The sequence below is a fragment of the Pseudarthrobacter raffinosi genome, from assembly GCF_023913735.1.
In the GTDB taxonomy this organism is placed as follows: domain Bacteria; phylum Actinomycetota; class Actinomycetes; order Actinomycetales; family Micrococcaceae; genus Arthrobacter; species Arthrobacter raffinosi.
Map to the genome: position 1 here is coordinate 35,227 of NZ_JAMXBH010000002.1, position 15,629 is coordinate 50,855.

14 protein-coding genes are annotated in these 15,629 nt (G+C 67.8%); 7 read left to right on the forward strand and 7 right to left on the reverse strand.

All coding sequences use genetic code 11. The features are described 5' to 3' along the window. Positions 1–26 precede the first annotated feature (26 nt). Together hrpB and NG698_RS01970 are read left to right on the forward strand one after the other, a co-directional pair. Entirely contained in the window at positions 27–2,822 is a 2,796-nt protein-coding gene (hrpB, locus tag NG698_RS01965) for an ATP-dependent helicase HrpB (protein WP_374210071.1), read from the forward strand. A 165-nt stretch (positions 2,823–2,987) separates the two neighbouring features. Continuing rightward, positions 2,988–3,131: a hypothetical protein gene (locus NG698_RS01970; RefSeq protein ID WP_252608023.1), complete on the forward strand. Its 144-nt coding sequence runs from the start codon at positions 2,988–2,990 to the stop codon at positions 3,129–3,131. Positions 3,132–3,170: 39 nt separating this feature from the next. On the opposite strand, the gene NG698_RS01975 is transcribed toward NG698_RS01970, so the two are convergent. Further along, entirely contained in the window at positions 3,171–3,848 is a 678-nt protein-coding gene (locus tag NG698_RS01975; protein WP_252607926.1) for an alpha/beta hydrolase family protein, read from the reverse strand. 79 nt (positions 3,849–3,927) lie between these two features. On the opposite strand from NG698_RS01975, the gene ligD reads away from it, so the two are divergent. After that, the gene (gene ligD / locus NG698_RS01980; RefSeq protein ID WP_252598742.1) at positions 3,928–4,950 is read left to right on the forward strand and encodes a non-homologous end-joining DNA ligase; all 1,023 of its coding nucleotides are present in this window, start codon (positions 3,928–3,930) and stop codon (positions 4,948–4,950) included. A 15-nt stretch (positions 4,951–4,965) separates the two neighbouring features. On the opposite strand, the gene NG698_RS01985 is transcribed toward ligD, so the two are convergent. Next, positions 4,966–5,586 (reverse strand): L-threonylcarbamoyladenylate synthase, encoded by a 621-nt coding sequence (locus tag NG698_RS01985; RefSeq protein WP_058932553.1) that lies wholly within the window; start codon positions 5,584–5,586, stop codon positions 4,966–4,968. Positions 5,587–5,728: 142 nt separating this feature from the next. Here NG698_RS01985 and NG698_RS01990 point away from each other — a divergent pair, with 142 nt between their 5' ends. Continuing rightward, complete coding sequence (locus tag NG698_RS01990) at positions 5,729–6,484, forward strand: ZIP family metal transporter (protein ID WP_252598744.1); 756 nt, start codon at positions 5,729–5,731, stop codon at positions 6,482–6,484. A 20-nt stretch (positions 6,485–6,504) separates the two neighbouring features. On the opposite strand, the gene NG698_RS01995 is transcribed toward NG698_RS01990, so the two are convergent. After that, complete coding sequence (locus tag NG698_RS01995; RefSeq protein ID WP_252607927.1) at positions 6,505–8,478, reverse strand: APC family permease; 1,974 nt, start codon at positions 8,476–8,478, stop codon at positions 6,505–6,507. Positions 8,479–8,655: 177 nt separating this feature from the next. On the opposite strand from NG698_RS01995, the gene NG698_RS02000 reads away from it, so the two are divergent. From NG698_RS02000 to NG698_RS02010, 3 genes are all read left to right on the forward strand, one after another. Continuing rightward, positions 8,656–10,608 carry a DUF4118 domain-containing protein gene (locus NG698_RS02000; RefSeq protein WP_252607928.1) on the forward strand — a complete coding sequence of 651 codons (1,953 nt, stop codon included), beginning with the start codon at positions 8,656–8,658 and terminating at the stop codon, positions 10,606–10,608. Further along, positions 10,605–11,324, forward strand: coding sequence for a response regulator (locus tag NG698_RS02005; RefSeq protein WP_252607929.1), 720 nt, complete (start codon positions 10,605–10,607; stop codon positions 11,322–11,324). Before NG698_RS02000 ends, NG698_RS02005 begins: the two co-directional genes overlap by 4 nt. Positions 11,325–11,434: 110 nt before the next feature. Next, a complete protein-coding gene (locus NG698_RS02010) occupies positions 11,435–11,866 on the forward strand; it encodes a VOC family protein (RefSeq protein ID WP_058932548.1) in 432 nt (143 codons plus the stop codon). 113 nt (positions 11,867–11,979) lie between these two features. Here NG698_RS02010 and NG698_RS02015 read toward each other — a convergent pair whose 3' ends face one another. The 4 genes from NG698_RS02015 to NG698_RS02030 all read right to left on the reverse strand — a co-directional run bounded on the left by NG698_RS02015 (position 11,980) and on the right by NG698_RS02030 (position 15,629). After that, positions 11,980–12,732 (reverse strand): maleylpyruvate isomerase family mycothiol-dependent enzyme, encoded by a 753-nt coding sequence (locus tag NG698_RS02015; protein ID WP_252598748.1) that lies wholly within the window; start codon positions 12,730–12,732, stop codon positions 11,980–11,982. Next, entirely contained in the window at positions 12,732–13,574 is an 843-nt protein-coding gene (locus NG698_RS02020) for a fumarylacetoacetate hydrolase family protein (RefSeq protein WP_252607930.1), read from the reverse strand. The genes NG698_RS02015 and NG698_RS02020 overlap by 1 nt, the downstream gene beginning before the upstream one ends. Next, positions 13,571–14,710 carry a cupin domain-containing protein gene (locus tag NG698_RS02025; protein ID WP_252607931.1) on the reverse strand — a complete coding sequence of 380 codons (1,140 nt, stop codon included), beginning with the start codon at positions 14,708–14,710 and terminating at the stop codon, positions 13,571–13,573. The genes NG698_RS02020 and NG698_RS02025 overlap by 4 nt, the downstream gene beginning before the upstream one ends. A gap of 121 nt (positions 14,711–14,831) precedes the next feature. Next, on the reverse strand, positions 14,832–15,629 hold the full coding sequence (locus NG698_RS02030) for an IclR family transcriptional regulator (protein WP_252607932.1): 798 nt from the start codon (positions 15,627–15,629) through the stop codon (positions 14,832–14,834).

A 15,629-nucleotide genomic window follows, 5' to 3' on the forward strand; every position in this document is an offset into this window, starting at 1 on the left:
TGGGGGATTGCGGCGACAATGGACGGGTGACATCGCCAACCGACTCCGCCGCCGTCCCTGCTGGCCCCTCTGGTGCCGGCACCTTTGATCTGGCGGTCATCGGCACCGGTCTTGCCTTCGCCGAATCGCTCGCCGAGTTGTCGTCTGTGCTGCGCGCCGGCGGTGCGGCGGGTACGGCAGTGGTGCAGGCGCCGCCCGGCACCGGCAAAACAACGCTTGTCCCGCCGCTGCTCGCCAACCTTGCCGCGCCTGCAGGAATGGCCAAGCGCGTGGTCGTCACCCAGCCGCGGCGGGTCGCTGCGCGTGCCGCCGCCCGGCGACTGGCCTCATTGGACGGCAGCCAGATCGGCGACCGCGTGGGGTACACCGTCCGCGGTGAACGCCAGGCCGGATCCGCCACCCTGGTGGAGTTTGTCACGCCGGGCATCCTGCTGCGGCGCCTGCTCGATGATCCCGGCCTGGAAAGCACGGGCGCGGTCATCCTGGACGAGGTCCATGAACGCGGCCTCGAAACCGACCTGCTGCTGGGGATGCTCGCCGAAGTTCGGCAGCTCCGCGGCGACCTCACGCTGGTGGCCATGTCCGCCACCCTGGACGCGCCCCGCTTCGCCGCCCTGATCGGGGGTGCAGCCGCGAATGCAGGGACAGGACAGGCAGGGACAGCGGTCGACGACGGCGGGCCAGCTCCCGTCGTCGACTGCCCCTCAGCGCTGTACCCCCTGGCAGTGGAGTGGGTACCCGCCGCCGTGGCGCGGCTGGATGACCGTGGGGTCACACGCGCGTTCCTGGACCACGTGGCCGATACAGCCGCGCAGGCCCATACCGCGGCGGTGGGGCAGGACGCGGGCACCGATGCGCTGGTTTTTGTCCCGGGAGCCTGGGAGGTCTCCTATGTGGCGGCCCGCCTCCGCGGCCGGGCTGCCCCCGGAACCGACGTGCTGGAGCTCCACGGCCAGGTCAGCCCAGCCGAACAGGACCAGGCAGTTTCGGTGCGCCGGCCGGGCGGCCCGGCACGGATCATCGTGTCCACGGATCTGGCCGAGTCATCCCTGACCGTCCCTGGAGTGCGCCTTGTCATTGATTCCGGGCTGACCCGCGAGCCGCGCCGTGATGCCAGCCGCGGCATGTCCGGGCTGGTCACTGTTTCCTGCTCCCGGGCATCAGCCGAACAGCGGGCCGGCCGGGCCGCGCGGCAGGGTCCGGGCCGGGTGGTCCGGTGCTACGACCAGCGGACCTATGGCGCCGCGCCGGCGCACGTGACGCCGGAGATCGCGGTCGCGGACCTGACCGGTGCTGCGCTGGTCCTGGCCTGCTGGGGATCGCCGGGCGGCGCCGGGCTGGCGCTTCCGGATGCACCTCCGGCAGCTGCCATGGGCGAGGCTGTTGAAGTCCTCCGCGAACTCGGAGCCGTGGCGCGTGACGGACATGCCACCGCGGTGGGGCGGGCGCTGGCCAGGGTCCCGGCCGATCCGCGGCTGGCCCGCGCACTGCTCGACGGTGCCGCGGCCGTAGGTCACCGCGCCGCAGCGGAAGCGGTGGCGCTCGTAGCCGGGGACCAGCGGGCCCCGGGGGCCGACCTCACCCGGCTCCTGTCCGGCCTGCGCGCCGGAAAGGACCCCGCCGCCAGGCGCTGGGCGGAGGACGTCCGCCGGCTGGAGGGCATTGCGCGGACTGAAGGCGCCGCCATCGGCACGTCCGGCATCGCCTCCCTCGTCAGCACCGCGCCGGTGACCGCTGCGGAGGCGGTGGGCGTCGTCGTCGCGCTGGCGTTCCCGGACCGCGTGGCCCGGCGCGTCCCGGGCGATGGCCCGGCCCGGTACCTGCTGTCGTCCGGCACTCGTGCGGGATTGCCGGCGGGCAGTCCGCTCACCGGGCATGAGTGGCTGGCCGTGGCGGAAGTTTCACGCGCCGCCGGCCGGGACGCAGCCGGTACCGGCGCGGTGATCCGGTCCGCCGCGCCGCTGAGCGCCGACACCGCCGAGGCGGCCGCCGGGCACCTCTTGACCGACACGGTGGAAGCGCAGTTCAGCCAGGGCCGGGTGAAGGCCAGGCGGGAACGCCGGCTGGGTGCCATCAGCCTGTCCTCCACCCCCATCCGCCCCTCCGCCGAGGAAGGCCGTGCCGCCGTGGCCCGTGCCCTCGCGAAGGAGGGGCTGGGAACCATCGGATGGTCGACGGCGGCCGATGTGTTGCGCCGCCGCCTCGCCTTGCTGCGCCGCGAACTTGGCGAGCCGTGGCCCGACGTTTCCGAACCGGCCCTGCTGGCCCGGCTGGACTCCTGGCTGGGACCCGAGCTCGAGGCACTGGCCGGCGGCGCCGCCACCAGCAGCATCGACCTCACCAACCCCCTACGGAGGCTGCTGCCCTGGCCGGAGGCGGTCCGTCTGGCGGAGCTGGCACCGGAGGCACTGAAAGTACCCAGCGGATCGATGGTGCGGATCGACTACCCCGAGGTGTCGGACAAAGCGGCGTCAGGCGGTGCCGGGTCAGGCTCGGCCGCGGCGGACCAGGCAGGACCCGGGCAGGAAGCGCCTCGGCAGCCACGCGCGGACGACGGCGGCCGGCCGGTTGTCGCGGTCAAGCTGCAGGAGTGCTTTGGCTGGGCTGAGACCCCACGGCTGGTGGACGGCAGGGTTCCTGTCCTCTTCCACCTGCTGTCGCCCGCGCGGCGGCCGCTCGCCGTGACGGACGACCTGGCATCGTTCTGGTCCGGGCCGTACGCGCAGGTGCGGGCCGAGATGCGCGGCCGCTACCCCAGGCATCCCTGGCCGGAGGATCCCTGGACGGCACTGCCGACGGCCCGGACCAAAGCCCGCATGTAGCGCCGGACCGCCGGCGGCCCTTCTTTCGCTGGTTGCACCGGTGAGATGTCCGATACCTCGCCGAAACGTTACGTCGACCCGCTGAAACATGGCACAGTTAGGCTCGTTCCTACTTGGACAACGTGGTCCAGACCACCACACGAAGGGACACACATAATGTTGCTTTTGAGTAGCCTGAACTTCCTCTTTGACGCCGGCCGCGGAGAGGGTAGCCGCCCGCACAATGGCGGGATCGGGAAGGCCGATTTCCCCACCGGCCGGCTGACCTCCACCGCCTGGGAAGGCTGGTGGCACGAGGACGCTGCGTAACCGGTCGGGACACGTGGCCGTTACGGCTGGCCGGATGGGTTAGCCGCGGCTCCGCATGAACCCGGCCACCTTGGGCGCCAGCGACGCTCCGATCTCTGCAGCGTCGCGTTTCTTTCCTGCGACGGCGAAGGAGTGGTCACCGCCGTCGATCCAGTCCAGGACAGCGGACGGACCGATCCGGGAGACCACACCCTCCAGCAGATCCGGCGTCGCAAAGGTGTCGCGCGTGCCCTGCAGGAACAACATGGGGAGCGTGAGCCCGAAGAGGTGCTCGTCGCGGAGCTTTTCGGGCTTGCCGGGCGGGTGGAGGGGATAGCCGAGGTAGACAAGGCCGGCAGTGTCCATTCCCTCGGCAACTGCCATGGACGCCATCCGGCCGCCAAACGATTTGCCGGCAGCCCACACCGGTCCCGTATCACCGTGCTCGGTTCCTCGCCGCATTGCTTCATGCATGGCGGCGCGCCAGGCGGCGATGGCTGCCGGCGGCCGGTCCGGGAATTTTCGGCCAGCCTCGCGGTAGGGGAAGTTGAAGCGCAAGGTGGCAACGCCGTCGTCGTTCAGTCCACGGGTGAAACCGCTCATGAACGGGTGCTCCATACCGGCGCCTGCCCCGTGCGCCAGCACCAGTGTGGCGAAGGGGCTGTCCGGGCGGGCGTAAACGCCGGAGACCTCAACGTCGCCGACGGGAAAGGTGACAGGGGATTCAGCTACGGCCATAGGTCCATGATGCCGGATCACCGGCAGCCCTGGGCGCCGGGGTGCTGACGCCACGCGTGGCGCAGGGTAGGTTGTCCCCATGGCGAGCGAACAGACCACCCTCACTGTCCCGGGACCGCACGGCGAGCGCGAGATGCGTGTTTCCAGCCCCAGCAGGGTGCTCTGGCCGGAGCTGGGTCTGACCAAGCTGGACCTCGCACGCTACATGGTGGATGTGGGGGAGGCGTTCATTGCCGCGAACGGTGACCGGCCGGTGGCGCTGCAGAGGTTCTCGGAAAACGTCGAGGGGGACCAGTTCTTCTCCAAGAACCCGCCCAAGGGAACCCCGGACTTCATCCGGTCGGTGAAGGTGGTCTTTCCGAGCGCGCGCTCGCACCCCATGCTGGTCCTTGACGAACCCGCCGCGGCAGTATGGGCGGTCCAGATGAATACGGTGGTGTTCCATCCGTGGCCGTCACATGCGGAAAACACCGATAACCCGGACCAGCTGCGCATCGACCTTGACCCGCAGCCGGGCACAGACTTCGACGACGCCGTCCCGGCTGCACTGGCGCTGAAGGACGTGTTGGCGGAGGCCGGGTTGGACACGTTCATCAAGACATCGGGGAACCGCGGCCTGCACGTCTACGCGCCCATCGAGCCCACCCACGAATTCCTGGACGTCCGCCACGCAGTGATCGCTGCGGCCCGCGAGCTGGAGCGGCGGATGCCGGACAAGGTCACCACGGCCTGGTGGAAAGAGGAACGCGGGGTGAAGGTGTTCCTGGACTTCAACCAGGCGAACCGGGACCGGACCATCGCCGGCGCGTACAGCCCCCGCGCGCTGGCCCATGCGCCGGTCTCCTGCCCCATCAGCTGGGACGAACTGGGCAGCGCGGATCCCAAGGACTTCACCATCCTGACGGTCCCCGAGCGGCTCAGGACCATCGGCGATCCCTGGGCAGACATGAAGTCGCATCCGGGCACCATTGACGTGCTGTTGGAGTGGTGGGAGCGGGACCTCAAGACCGGGCTCGGCGAACTGCCGTTCCCGCCGGACTACCCGAAGATGCCCGGTGAGCCCCCGCGGGTGCAGCCGAGCCGGGCCCGCAAACAGGACTGAGTCCGTTCGAGCCGGCTACTCGAACCGGGACGGGTCGCCGGTGCCGCGACGCACCACCTCGGCCACTCCGCTGGAATAGTCGATCACCGTGGTGGGCTCTGCCCCGCAGTCGCCGGAATCGATGACCGCGTCCACCTCGTGCTCAAGCCGTTCCTTGATTTCCCAGCCCTGGGTCAGCGGGTCTTCCTCGTCCGGGAGCAGCAGGGTGCTGGAGAGGAGGGGCTCGCCGAGTTCGGCCAGCAGCGCCTGGACCACCCGGTTGTCCGGGATGCGCACGCCCACGGTCTTTTTCTTCGGGTGCAGCAGCCGGCGCGGCACTTCCTTGGTGGCCGGCAGGATAAACGTGTAGCTGCCGGGCGTGACGGCCTTAATGGCGCGGAAGACGTCGTTGCCGATGTTCACGAACTGTCCCAGCTGGGCGAAATCCTTGCACACCAGCGTGAAGTGGTGCTTGTCGTCGAGCTTGCGGATATTCCGGATCCGGTCCAGGGCATCCTTGTTGCCCAGCTGGGCCCCGAGGGCGTAGCAGGAGTCCGTGGGGTAGGCGATCAGCCCGCCGTCGAGCACGATCTTCACGGCCTGCGTGATCGCGCGGGGCTGGGGATCCTGGGGATGAACATCAAAGTATCTGGCCATGCTCCTGAGCCTACGACAATTGGCGCCCTGGCCAGTAGACAGGCACGGCGCCGTGCGTGCAACGCCGAGGGAGGATAGGTTCAGGGCCTATGGGTTCAGTCAGCAGGGTGAGTCCCGTGCGGGGCGAACGAAAGGTGGCAGCATGCCGGTGTGGCTTCAGGCGTTGATGTGGGGAACCGTGGCCGGTGCCGCCCTGGTGCTGGGGGCCGCCGCGTCGTGGAAATGGGCCATTCCGTCCAAACTAGTCTCCTCGATCATGTCCTTTGGGGCGGGCGTGCTGATTTCGGCACTGGCGTTCGAGCTCGTCTCCGAGGCGGTTGATGGAGGGGGCCTGTGGCCCACCGTGACCGGATTCCTGGCCGGCTCCGTGGTCTACGTGGGAGCGAACATGCTCCTCACACGGGCCGGCGCAAAACACCGCAAACGCTCAGGCAGCCAGCAACCGTCGGAGCAGGACAGCCCGGGCAGCGGCACGGCCATCGCCTTCGGCGCCCTCCTGGACGGGATCCCGGAGTCGATAGTGCTCGGCGTCGGACTCGTCACCGCGGGATCGGTCAGTCCGGCCATGCTTGCGGCTGTCTTCATTTCCAACGTTCCCGAGGGTCTTTCCGGAACTGCCGGGATGAAAAAGGCAGGACGCAGTACCGGCTACATTTTTGGGGTGTGGGGAGGCATAGCCGTCATGTGCGGGTTCGCCTCCCTGCTCGGGTATGTGGCGCTGGAGAACGCTCCGGACGCCGTCATCGCCTTCATTACCGCGATCGCGGCGGGCGGGATCCTGGCGATGCTCGCCGACACCATGATCCCCGAGGCGTTCGAAGAGCACCACAACCTCACCGGACTGACCGCCTCCGTCGGGTTCCTGACGGCCTTCACAGTCCACCAGCTCGGGGGGTGAAGTCCCGCCGCCGTCAACGGTCAGCCCACGTGCACCCACGGCCGCTTGGTGACATTCGGTTCGGCCTCGCGGAGGATCTCGCGTGTCACGGGGGCGATCTCGCCTTCGCCCAGCACCAGGAATTTCAGGAGGTTCACGGCAGGATTTCCTTCGGTCCAGCGGAAGTAGACGTGCGGCATCAGCCCGGTCACATCGCGGATGTGCAGGAGCACCGAGGCGATGGTGTTGGGCACCACCGGTCCATGGACTTCCAGGACGGCGAACCCGTGCCGCACCACGCCGCGGACTTCCAAGGCCGTCTCGAAGTCGGAGGAGTCATCCACTGTCACTTCCAGGAACAGGGGCCGGTAATCAGAGGGGAAATGGCTTGCTTCGGTGGCGGACGCCAGTTTCTGCCGGTATGCGTCCGCCGACTGGCGAAGCGGTTCGTGGGCGATGATCCCGATGGGCCCGCTCAGATTCTCCGCCATGAACTCCAGGGCCTGGGTGTCCAGCCGGACGTGCGTGGCGTGCAGTTCGAAGGATCGCAGCACCCTCGAGAGCAGCGAGATGCTGATGATCCCCAGGATGAAGAAGCAGGCAATCCGGATGCCTTCGGGACGTTCAAAGATATTGGTGACCGTTGTGTAGACAAACAGCACCGTGATGATGCCGAAGCCGATGGTCCGCTTACGCTGCTGAAGCCGGCGGGCCGAGAGTGTCACAGCCACTGCAGCCGAGGTCATCAGCACCAGGACGCCGGTGGCGTACGCCCCGCCCTGGGCATCGACGTCGGCCTCAAACAGCCAGGTGATCAGGAACCCGATCAGCGTGAAGACAAGCACGAGCGGCCGGACTGCCTTCGCCCACGCAGGGGCCATGCCGTACCGCGGCAGGTACCGGGGGACAAGGTTCAGCAAGCCGGCCATCGCGGACGCACCGGCGAACCACAGGATGGCGATGGTGCTCACGTCATACACCGTGCCGAAGCCCGGCCCGAGGTATTCGTGGGCCAGGAACGCCAGCGCCCTGCCGTTGGCTTCGCCGCCCGGCAGGAACTCAGCCTCGGGGATCAGGACAACCGTGGTGAAGCTGCTGGTCACTAGGAAGGAACTCATGATCAGGGCGGCGGTGGTCAGCATCCGCCGGGTCCCCTGGATCCGTCCGGCCGGGTTCTCCTGGGTGTCGGCCGCGCCGCCGCGGACCTGCGGCATCACCGCCACACCGGTTTCAAAGCCGGACAGCCCCAGCGCCAGCTTGGGGAAGACGAGCAACGCGATGGCCACCGCCATCAGCGGATTCCCGTGGGAGGCATTAAGAGTCTGCCACCAGTCACCGACGGCCACCGGATGGGCGGCTGCCTCCGCGAGCGACCTCGCGATGACCACCACGTTGAGCCCCAGGTACAGGACCACCAGCACAACGGCGACGCCGATGGCCTCCTTGAACCCGCGCAGGAAAACGGCAGCGAGCAGGGCAAGCAGGGCCAGCGTTACGGCCACCTCCTGGCCGTGCAGGGCGTCCGGTGCAAACGGATTCTCGATCAGGTGTGCCGTGGCATCGGCGGCGGACAGCGTCATGGTGATCATGAAGTCCGTGGCCGCGAAACCCAGCAGCACCAGCACCAGGAGTTTGCCCCGCCACTTGGGGAGCAGCCGCTCCAGCATGGCAATGGACCCTTCGCCGCGGTGGCTCTCGCCGGCAACCCGGCGGTAGACCGGCAGCGCGCCGAACAGCGTCACGGCCACCAGGACCAGCGTGGCCAGAGGAGAGATGGCACCGGCCGCGAGCGCCGCGATGGCCGGCTGATAGCCCAGCGTGGAGAAGTAGTCCACGCCGGTCAGGCACATCACCTGCCACCAGTGGTGCTTCTTTTGTTCGTCCGCGAGCCCGCCCGGCCCCTGATGGGTGCCCTTGGCATCCTCCAATCCATGCATCAGCCAACTGCCAAGGGCCTCCTTCCGCGTCGCACGGAGTGCCGAGGGATCGGCAGGGGGTCTGCTCATGGTGGTCATGGAAGCCTTTCAGCCTGCGGCACAGCACCGCGGGCACAGCAGAATCTAGTACTGCCCACTCGCCTTGGAGCCGGATTCGGGCGGATCTTGACGCATCCTTAACGTCCGTATGACCAAAGCCCTAACCCCGGGAAAGGCCCGCACGGGACGTCGGGATCCGGGTGGGAGAATGGCGGCATGGCACGGGAACGGATAGTCATTGGCCTCAACGGCAGCGATGACGCAGAACTGCTCATCCGGCGCGCCGCCAGGATTCTCGAAAGGACCGACGGCGGTGAGCTGGTGGCCGTCCACGTCCGCACCACAGGGGGTGCCGCGTGCGAGTCTCCCCAGGTTTTGGAGGCACAGCGGCGGCTGGTCAATGACCTGGGCGGGACCTACCACACCGTCTCCGCGACGGATCCGGCCCGGGCCCTGCTCGATTACGCCCGCAAGTCCAGTGCCACCCACATTGTTGTGGGGCAGTCCCGCCGCGGACCGCTTGCCAGTGTGCTGGCAGGGTTGTTCGCCGGCGGCACCGTGGAAGCCCGGGTGGTCCGCGGTGCGGGCGACGTTGATGTCCAGGTAGTTCCCCGCGTCCCGCCCCAGCGGAACGCACCACGCCGGCGGCCTGACCTGGGCCGCACCAGGGTTGCTATTGGCTTTGCGCTCGCAGCAGCCCTGCCCGCCCTGCTGCAGCTGCTGCTCGCAGCCTTCGACCACAGCGTTGCCACCGCCGTCCTAATCCAGCTTGCCGGCGCCGTTGCGGTGGCGCTGGTGGGCGGGTTGTGGCCTGCCGTGGTCGGCGCGCTGTGGAGCAGCGTGCTGGTGAACTACTTTTCCACGCCGCCCCTGGAGGACCTGGCGATCAGTGATCCCCAGGACCTCCTGTCCCTGGCCGTTTTTGTGGGGGTGTCAGTGGCAGTCGCCGGGGTGGTGGACGGGTCTGCCCGCCGGTCCAAGGAGGCTGCCCGCGCACAGGCGGAGGCGGCGACGCTGGGCGACCTCGCCCTGGGCGCCTCCCGTTCGGAGGACACCCTGGACGGGATCCTGGCGGAGGCCCTGGACGTTTTTGGTGCCACCGGTGCCGGTGTGTACAGCAGCCGGGAGGGCACAGCGCAAGGTTCCGTTCCGACGTCGGGACCCTCCGGAGTCCGCGGCGCGGACGGCAGGATCTGGTCGCTCGTGGCCGCTGCGGGGGATACCTCCGGGTGGGAGCATGGCGTCACCGGACTGCCGGGCAGCACCGCAGAACCGGTCGACGCCGACACCCGGCTGGTGCTGTTCGGCCGGGAGGTGCCGGCAGTGGAAAGCCGGTTGCTGGGTGCGTTTGCGGTCCACGTGAAAGCCCAGCTGGAACGCCGCCAGCTGGCCGTCAGCCGGCGCGAGGTGCTGCGGCTGGCCGAAGGGAACTCCATGCGCACGGCGATCCTGCGGGCGGTGTCCCACGACCTGCGGACGCCCCTGGCGGGGATCAAGCTCGCCGCCGGTGGCTTGCTGCAGCGGACCGTCACCTATACGCCCGCGGAAGAACGGGAGCTGCTGGAAACCATTGACGAATGCACGGACCGGCTGGACCAGCTGGTGGGAAACCTCCTGGACATGTCAAGGATCACCGCCGATTCCGTCCGGCCGCTGCTGGGACCCGTGCGGTGGAGCGAGGTTGTTGCCCCGGCCCTGCGCGGGCTCCCGGACGGTACAGTCCGGGTGGAGCTGCCCGCCAACATGCCCACTGTGGAAGCCGATCCGGTGCTGCTGGACCGAGTGATCGCGAACATTGTGGAAAACGCCGTCAAATACGCGCCGGGTTCGGGGATCACCATCACCGGCACTTCCGACGGCATGGGTGCAGCCACGCTGGATGGCTATCCGTCCGGCGAACTGCGGATCATCGATCACGGCGCCGGTGTGCCCGCCGGGAAGGTGCTTGAGATGTTCCAGCCGTTCCAGCGGCTCCACGACCGGCCACAGGCCACCGGAGTGGGACTGGGCCTGGCCGTCGCCGACGGGTTCGTCAGGGCCATGGGCGGCACGCTGACTGCACAGGAAACTCCCGGCGGCGGGCTGACCATGGTGATCAGGCTGGCCCTTTCCACCGGCTCGCCGGGCGCGCGTCACGCGGCCGGCCAGCCGCGTCAGGAGGCCACGTGAATTCGGACCAGGCTGATTCTTCGTGCACGCAGGGCGGCCGCCGGACCAGTGTGCTGGTTGTCGACGACGATCCCCACCTGCTGAAGGCACTCCGGATCACACTCCAGGCCCACGGCTACGCCGTGGAGTCAGCGTCCGACGGCGACACAGCCCTGCGTGCCGCTTCCCACCGTCCGCCGGACGTGATGATCCTGGACCTCGGACTGCCGGACCTGGATGGCGCGGAAGTCCTGCGGGAACTCCGTCGGTGGAGCAACCTGCCCGTACTGGTGCTGTCCGCACGCCACGGCTCATCGGACAAAGTCGACGCCCTGGATGCAGGTGCGGACGACTACATTACCAAGCCGTTCGGACTCGACGAGCTGTTGGCCCGCCTGCGTGCGCTCCTGCGCCGCGTTCCGGATCCGGCGTCGGCACCCACGGTGGCCGCTTCCTCGTTCACTGTGGACTTGGCCCAACGGCAGGTCACGAGGGACGGGGACGTTGTCCGGCTGACGCCGACCGAATGGAACATCTTGGAACTGCTGGTCCGGAACCCTGCCCGGCTGGTGACCCAGCAGCAGTTGCTGCTGGACGTCTGGGGACCGGCCTACCAGACGGAAGCCAACTACCTGCGTGTGTACATGGCCCAGTTGCGGCGGAAGCTGGAGGCCGATCCCGGGAAACCCCGCCACCTCCTCACGGAACCTGGTGTGGGATACCGCTTTATGCCCTGAAAACTGCGGGGCAATCAGGTTCCGTGAACCCTATGAACGCGGCGGGAAGTGCGGCAGGATGTTGACTGTTTCGAATCCGAATCAGTTCTGTACTTCAAGGAGACCCGGCCATGCCAACGACGCTCAACCCCTACCTTGGCTTCCGCGAGAACGCCCGCGAGGCGATGACCTTCTACCAGTCTGTCTTCGGCGGCGACCTGGCCCTCAGCACGTTCGGGGAGTTCCACGCCAGCGAAGATCCGGCTGAAGCCGACAAAATCATGCACGGCATGCTGACGGCCAGCAACGGCCTGGTCCTGATGGGGGCGGACACGCCGAACGGCATGGACCTCGCGACCGGCAGCTCCATTTCGGTTTCGCTCAGCGGCGACGACGAAGCCGAACTGCGCGGCTATTGGGAGAAGCTGTCCGCCGACGGCGGCACGGTCACCGTTCCCTTGGAACCGGCGCCCTGGGGCGACATCTTCGGCATGTGCACGGACCGGTTCGGGACTGCCTGGCTCGTCAACGTCAACAACCCCCAGGCCGCTCCCGCCTCATAGGCTCCACTCATTAGAACGGGACATAGAACGACGGAACAGCGGCGGGTTATCCCGCCGCTGTTCCGTTATCCTGACTATTTGCAGTGCTTTTCGGCTGCCCGAAGGTCACAGGCTCAGATCCATTTGGGGGCTGCGGGCGTTTCGTCCAGGGGTGTTCCGTTGTGTGTTGCGGTGACGCCGCGGGTGCCGCGTCCGGTGGCCCATTGGGTGATGCCGGGCAGGGTTCCGGTGATGAGCGTCGGGTTCTGGGCGGTGGTGTCGCCGAATGTCAGGTCCGGTCCGGTGACGTTGATGAGCAGGCCGGTGTCGGTGCCGCGGGTGTGCCACGCGGTGGTGATGTCTGTTAGGAGCCGTTCGAGCACGGGCGCGGGGATGTCGGAGAACGCCGCTCCGTTGTCCAGGTCGATGGCGTGGGTCCAGACTTCGCGGGTGCGCATCCACACGGTTTCCGTGGCGGGCACAACGCGGCCCTGAGCGGTTTTGACCTGGTGGTGCCAGGCCTGTGCCGGGAGGTCGCGCCATTCGACGTTCAGGTGCACCGCGGAGTGGTCGAACAGGTACCGCAGCGCGATCGGCGGCAGGGTCGCCCCGAAGCTGATTTCGTGGTCCCGGGCTTCGGGCGACGCGTACATGGGTGTTTCGGTCCCTGTTGCGGCCCATTCGATGAGGCGGGCGATGGCGCGGGCATTGTAGCCGATGTGCGCGGTGACGTGCCGGCGGTTCCACCCCGGCAGCAGCGAGGGGCCGTCGAGGTCCTCGTCGGAGAGCTCGTTGAGTTTCCGGGCGAAGAACGCGGTCCCCCGTCGGGCCTGGAGCAGCGCCTCGAGCAGCTCCGGGTCCGTCGTCTGGTCCTGGCGGGCGGTCATCAGGCTTCCTTGACCACGCGGTTGGTCAGCTGGCCCAGGCCCTCGATGGTGGTGACCAGGAGTTGGCCTTCCTGCAGGTAGCGCTTGGGGTCCTGGGCGTGGCCCACCCCGCCCGGGGTGCCGGTCGCGATCACATCTCCCGGGTTCAGGGTGATGATCGTGGAGATGTAGGAGACCAGGAATTCGGGCGTGAAGACCAGGTCGGAGGTGGGGGTCTGCTGCTGGATTTCCCCGTCCACGGCGCTGGTCATCAGCGGGCCTGCGCTGAATTCGTCCTGCGTGACCAGGGCGGGTCCGAACGGGGTGGACTTCTCCCACGTCTTGCCCTGGAGCCACTGGACGGTCCGGAACTGGTAGTCCCGCATGGACACGTCGTTGAGCACGGCGTAGCCGGCGATGTGATCCTTGGCGTCGGCCTCGGCGATGCGTCGGCCTGTCTTGCCGATCACGACCGCAAGCTCGGCTTCCCAGTCCACCGCGTCGGACTCCTGCGGCAGGGCCAGGTCGTCATTTGGCCCGATCAGGGACTCGGCGTACTTGGCGAACAGGGTGGGGTACTCGGGGACTTCCCGGCCCATTTCCTTGATGTGGTTGCGGTAGTTGTGGCCCACGCAGATGATCTTGCCCGGGGCGGGGATGACGGCGGCGAGGTCGGCGCCCTCAGACGGGTGGGTGGCGCCGTTGGCGGCTTTGGCGATGGCCTCCCAGGCGGGGTCCTTCAGGAGGGCCCCGACGTCGGTGAATCCGTCGATCTCGGTGAGGGTGGTCCCGTCCTGGCGGACCGCGACGGTGTTGGTGCTGATGCCGTTGCTGGTCTGGGTGCGGAGGGTGAGGAGTCTCATGCGTTCTTGCGTCCTTCGGTGTAGGTGCGGCTGAAGTTCAGGCGTTCAAAGATGGGGGCGTCGCTGAATCGGAACAGATCAAACTCTGCAGCCTCGTCGGCGGTCAGGGACCATTCGGTCCAGGACGGGACGACGAACAGGTCGCCCTTGGCCAGAGACTTGGCCTCGCCGTTCAGGACCGCGGTGCCGGTGCCTTCGAAGACCTGCCAGACGCTGGAGCCGACTTCGCGCAAGGGCTCGGTGGTGGCGCCGGGCCGGAGGCGGTGGAATTCGGCCCGGATGGTGGACATGACGTCCCCGCCGGTGGTCGGGTTCGAGTACCGGACCGCGGCGTGGCCCTGGGACACGGTGGCCGGATGGCCCTCGTCCTCGAGGAGTAGCTGTTCTGCCAGGGCGGCGTCGGTGTGTTCCCACCGGTACGCCGCGATGGGGGAGTTGGCCGTGTCCTGGAGACCCGAGAGCGGGCGGAGGCCGGGGTGGGCCCAGAGCCGCTCGGACCGGGAAATCTCCGGGGTCGCTTCGTCGGTGACGCGTTCGGTGCCGAACTCGAAGAACCCGGCGTCCGCGTAATGCACAAACGGGATATCCAGCCCATCGATCCAGGCCATCGGGGAGTCGGTGTCGTTGTGGTGGCCGTGGAAATTCCAGCCCGGCGTGAGAAGGAAATCACCGCGGCGCATCGCCACCGGATCCCCGTTCACCACCGTCCACACGCCTTCGCCCTCGACCACGAACCGGAACGCGTTCTGGGAATGGCGGTGCTCCGGGGCGGTCTCGCGGGCCCCTAGGTACTGGATCGCAGCCCACAACGTCGGGGTCGCGTACGGGGTCCCGGCAAGGCCAGGGTTCGCCAACGCAATCGCCCGGCGTTCCCCGCCACGCCCAACAGGGACCAGATCCCCCGCCCGCGCAGCCAACGGATACAGATCATCCCACCGCCACACATGCGGCACAGCCTTCGGCGACGGGACCATCGGCATCAGATCCCCGATCTCCGTCCATAACGGGACCAGGTTCTCACTCTCAAAACCCTGATAAAGCTTCACCAGCTGCGCAGCCTCCTCCGGCGTCGGCTCCGGAACAATCTGGCCGGCGGCAACAGAAGCATGCGTAAGATTCTCGGCGCTGACGGACATGGGGGCCTCCTTGATGGTGCGATGAGCGTTTGGGCGTACGAACGACTCTAGGGAGCGGAGTATGTGACCTCCAACATATTCTGCCTAGCAGAATCACCGGGCAAGGGCCCGGTCTGTTGGATCAGTCCCTGTTGAAAGGGTTGGCGGCAATGTCGATTTCGAGCTGGCGCCGGGTCTCCATCATGACGCCAACCAATCCTGCGTCAAAGAGTCGCCGGAACCTTGCAACCGGGGTGGCTACGCTCAATGCCCCGACGACGTCGCCGGCGCGGTTGTGCAGGGCCATCCCCAGGGCGCTGATGCCTTCCTCGGTACCTTCGAAGTTGGCGGCGAATCCGTTGCCGCGGATGGTTTGAAGTTCCCGCAAGAAGGCCGGGTACTCGGCGTCGGGGATGTTGTCGCCGCCGATCTCCGCGTTGCTGCTGCGGAACAGTTGGTCGACCATGGCGGGTTCAAGTTCCGCCAGCATCGCCTTGCCGCCCGAGGCCTTGTGGGCCGGCAGGACTGTTCCTTGGCGGTCGCCAACGCGCAGGGCACTGGTGCTCTCGACGGTGTCCAGGAACCTGACCTTCGTGCCCACGCGGATCATCAGGTTGACCGTTTCGTTGACCCGCGAACACAACATCTCCATATGCGGCCTGGCCACTTCCCGCAGCAGGCGTGACCAACTCACGCGGGCGGGGCCTGCACCCATGGCCGGCCCGGGAACATAACGCCGGGACTCGTCCTGGACCGCGAAGCCCCGGTATACCAGCATGGCCAGGAGCCGATGGGCGGTGGAAGGAGCCACGCCCAGTTCGTTGGCGGCATCCTTGAGCCTCAGGCTGCCCCCGTCACGCAGGAGTTGAAGTAACAGCAGGGCGTTGTCCACCGTCTCGATGGGGTAGGTAGGTTTTCGCTGGACCGGTAAGTTCTGCAT

Excerpts from the sequence above, each read along its gene's own strand:
- NG698_RS02020 (WP_252607930.1), bottom strand. The coding sequence starts at position 13,574 with ATGAGACTCCTCACCCTCCGCACCCAGACCAGCAACGGCATCAGCACC.
- NG698_RS02010 (WP_058932548.1), top strand. The coding sequence starts at position 11,435 with ATGCCAACGACGCTCAACCCCTACCTTGGCTTCCGCGAGAACGCCCGC.
- NG698_RS02000 (WP_252607928.1), top strand. The coding sequence starts at position 8,656 with ATGGCACGGGAACGGATAGTCATTGGCCTCAACGGCAGCGATGACGCA.
- NG698_RS01990 (WP_252598744.1), top strand. The coding sequence starts at position 5,729 with ATGCCGGTGTGGCTTCAGGCGTTGATGTGGGGAACCGTGGCCGGTGCC.
- NG698_RS02015 (WP_252598748.1), bottom strand. The coding sequence starts at position 12,732 with ATGACCGCCCGCCAGGACCAGACGACGGACCCGGAGCTGCTCGAGGCG.
- NG698_RS01985 (WP_058932553.1), bottom strand. The coding sequence starts at position 5,586 with ATGGCCAGATACTTTGATGTTCATCCCCAGGATCCCCAGCCCCGCGCG.
- NG698_RS02025 (WP_252607931.1), bottom strand. The coding sequence starts at position 14,710 with ATGTCCGTCAGCGCCGAGAATCTTACGCATGCTTCTGTTGCCGCCGGC.
- NG698_RS01995 (WP_252607927.1), bottom strand. The coding sequence starts at position 8,478 with ATGACCACCATGAGCAGACCCCCTGCCGATCCCTCGGCACTCCGTGCG.
- NG698_RS01975 (WP_252607926.1), bottom strand. The coding sequence starts at position 3,848 with ATGGCCGTAGCTGAATCCCCTGTCACCTTTCCCGTCGGCGACGTTGAG.
- ligD (WP_252598742.1), top strand. The coding sequence starts at position 3,928 with ATGGCGAGCGAACAGACCACCCTCACTGTCCCGGGACCGCACGGCGAG.
- NG698_RS02030 (WP_252607932.1), bottom strand. The coding sequence starts at position 15,629 with ATGCAGAACTTACCGGTCCAGCGAAAACCTACCTACCCCATCGAGACG.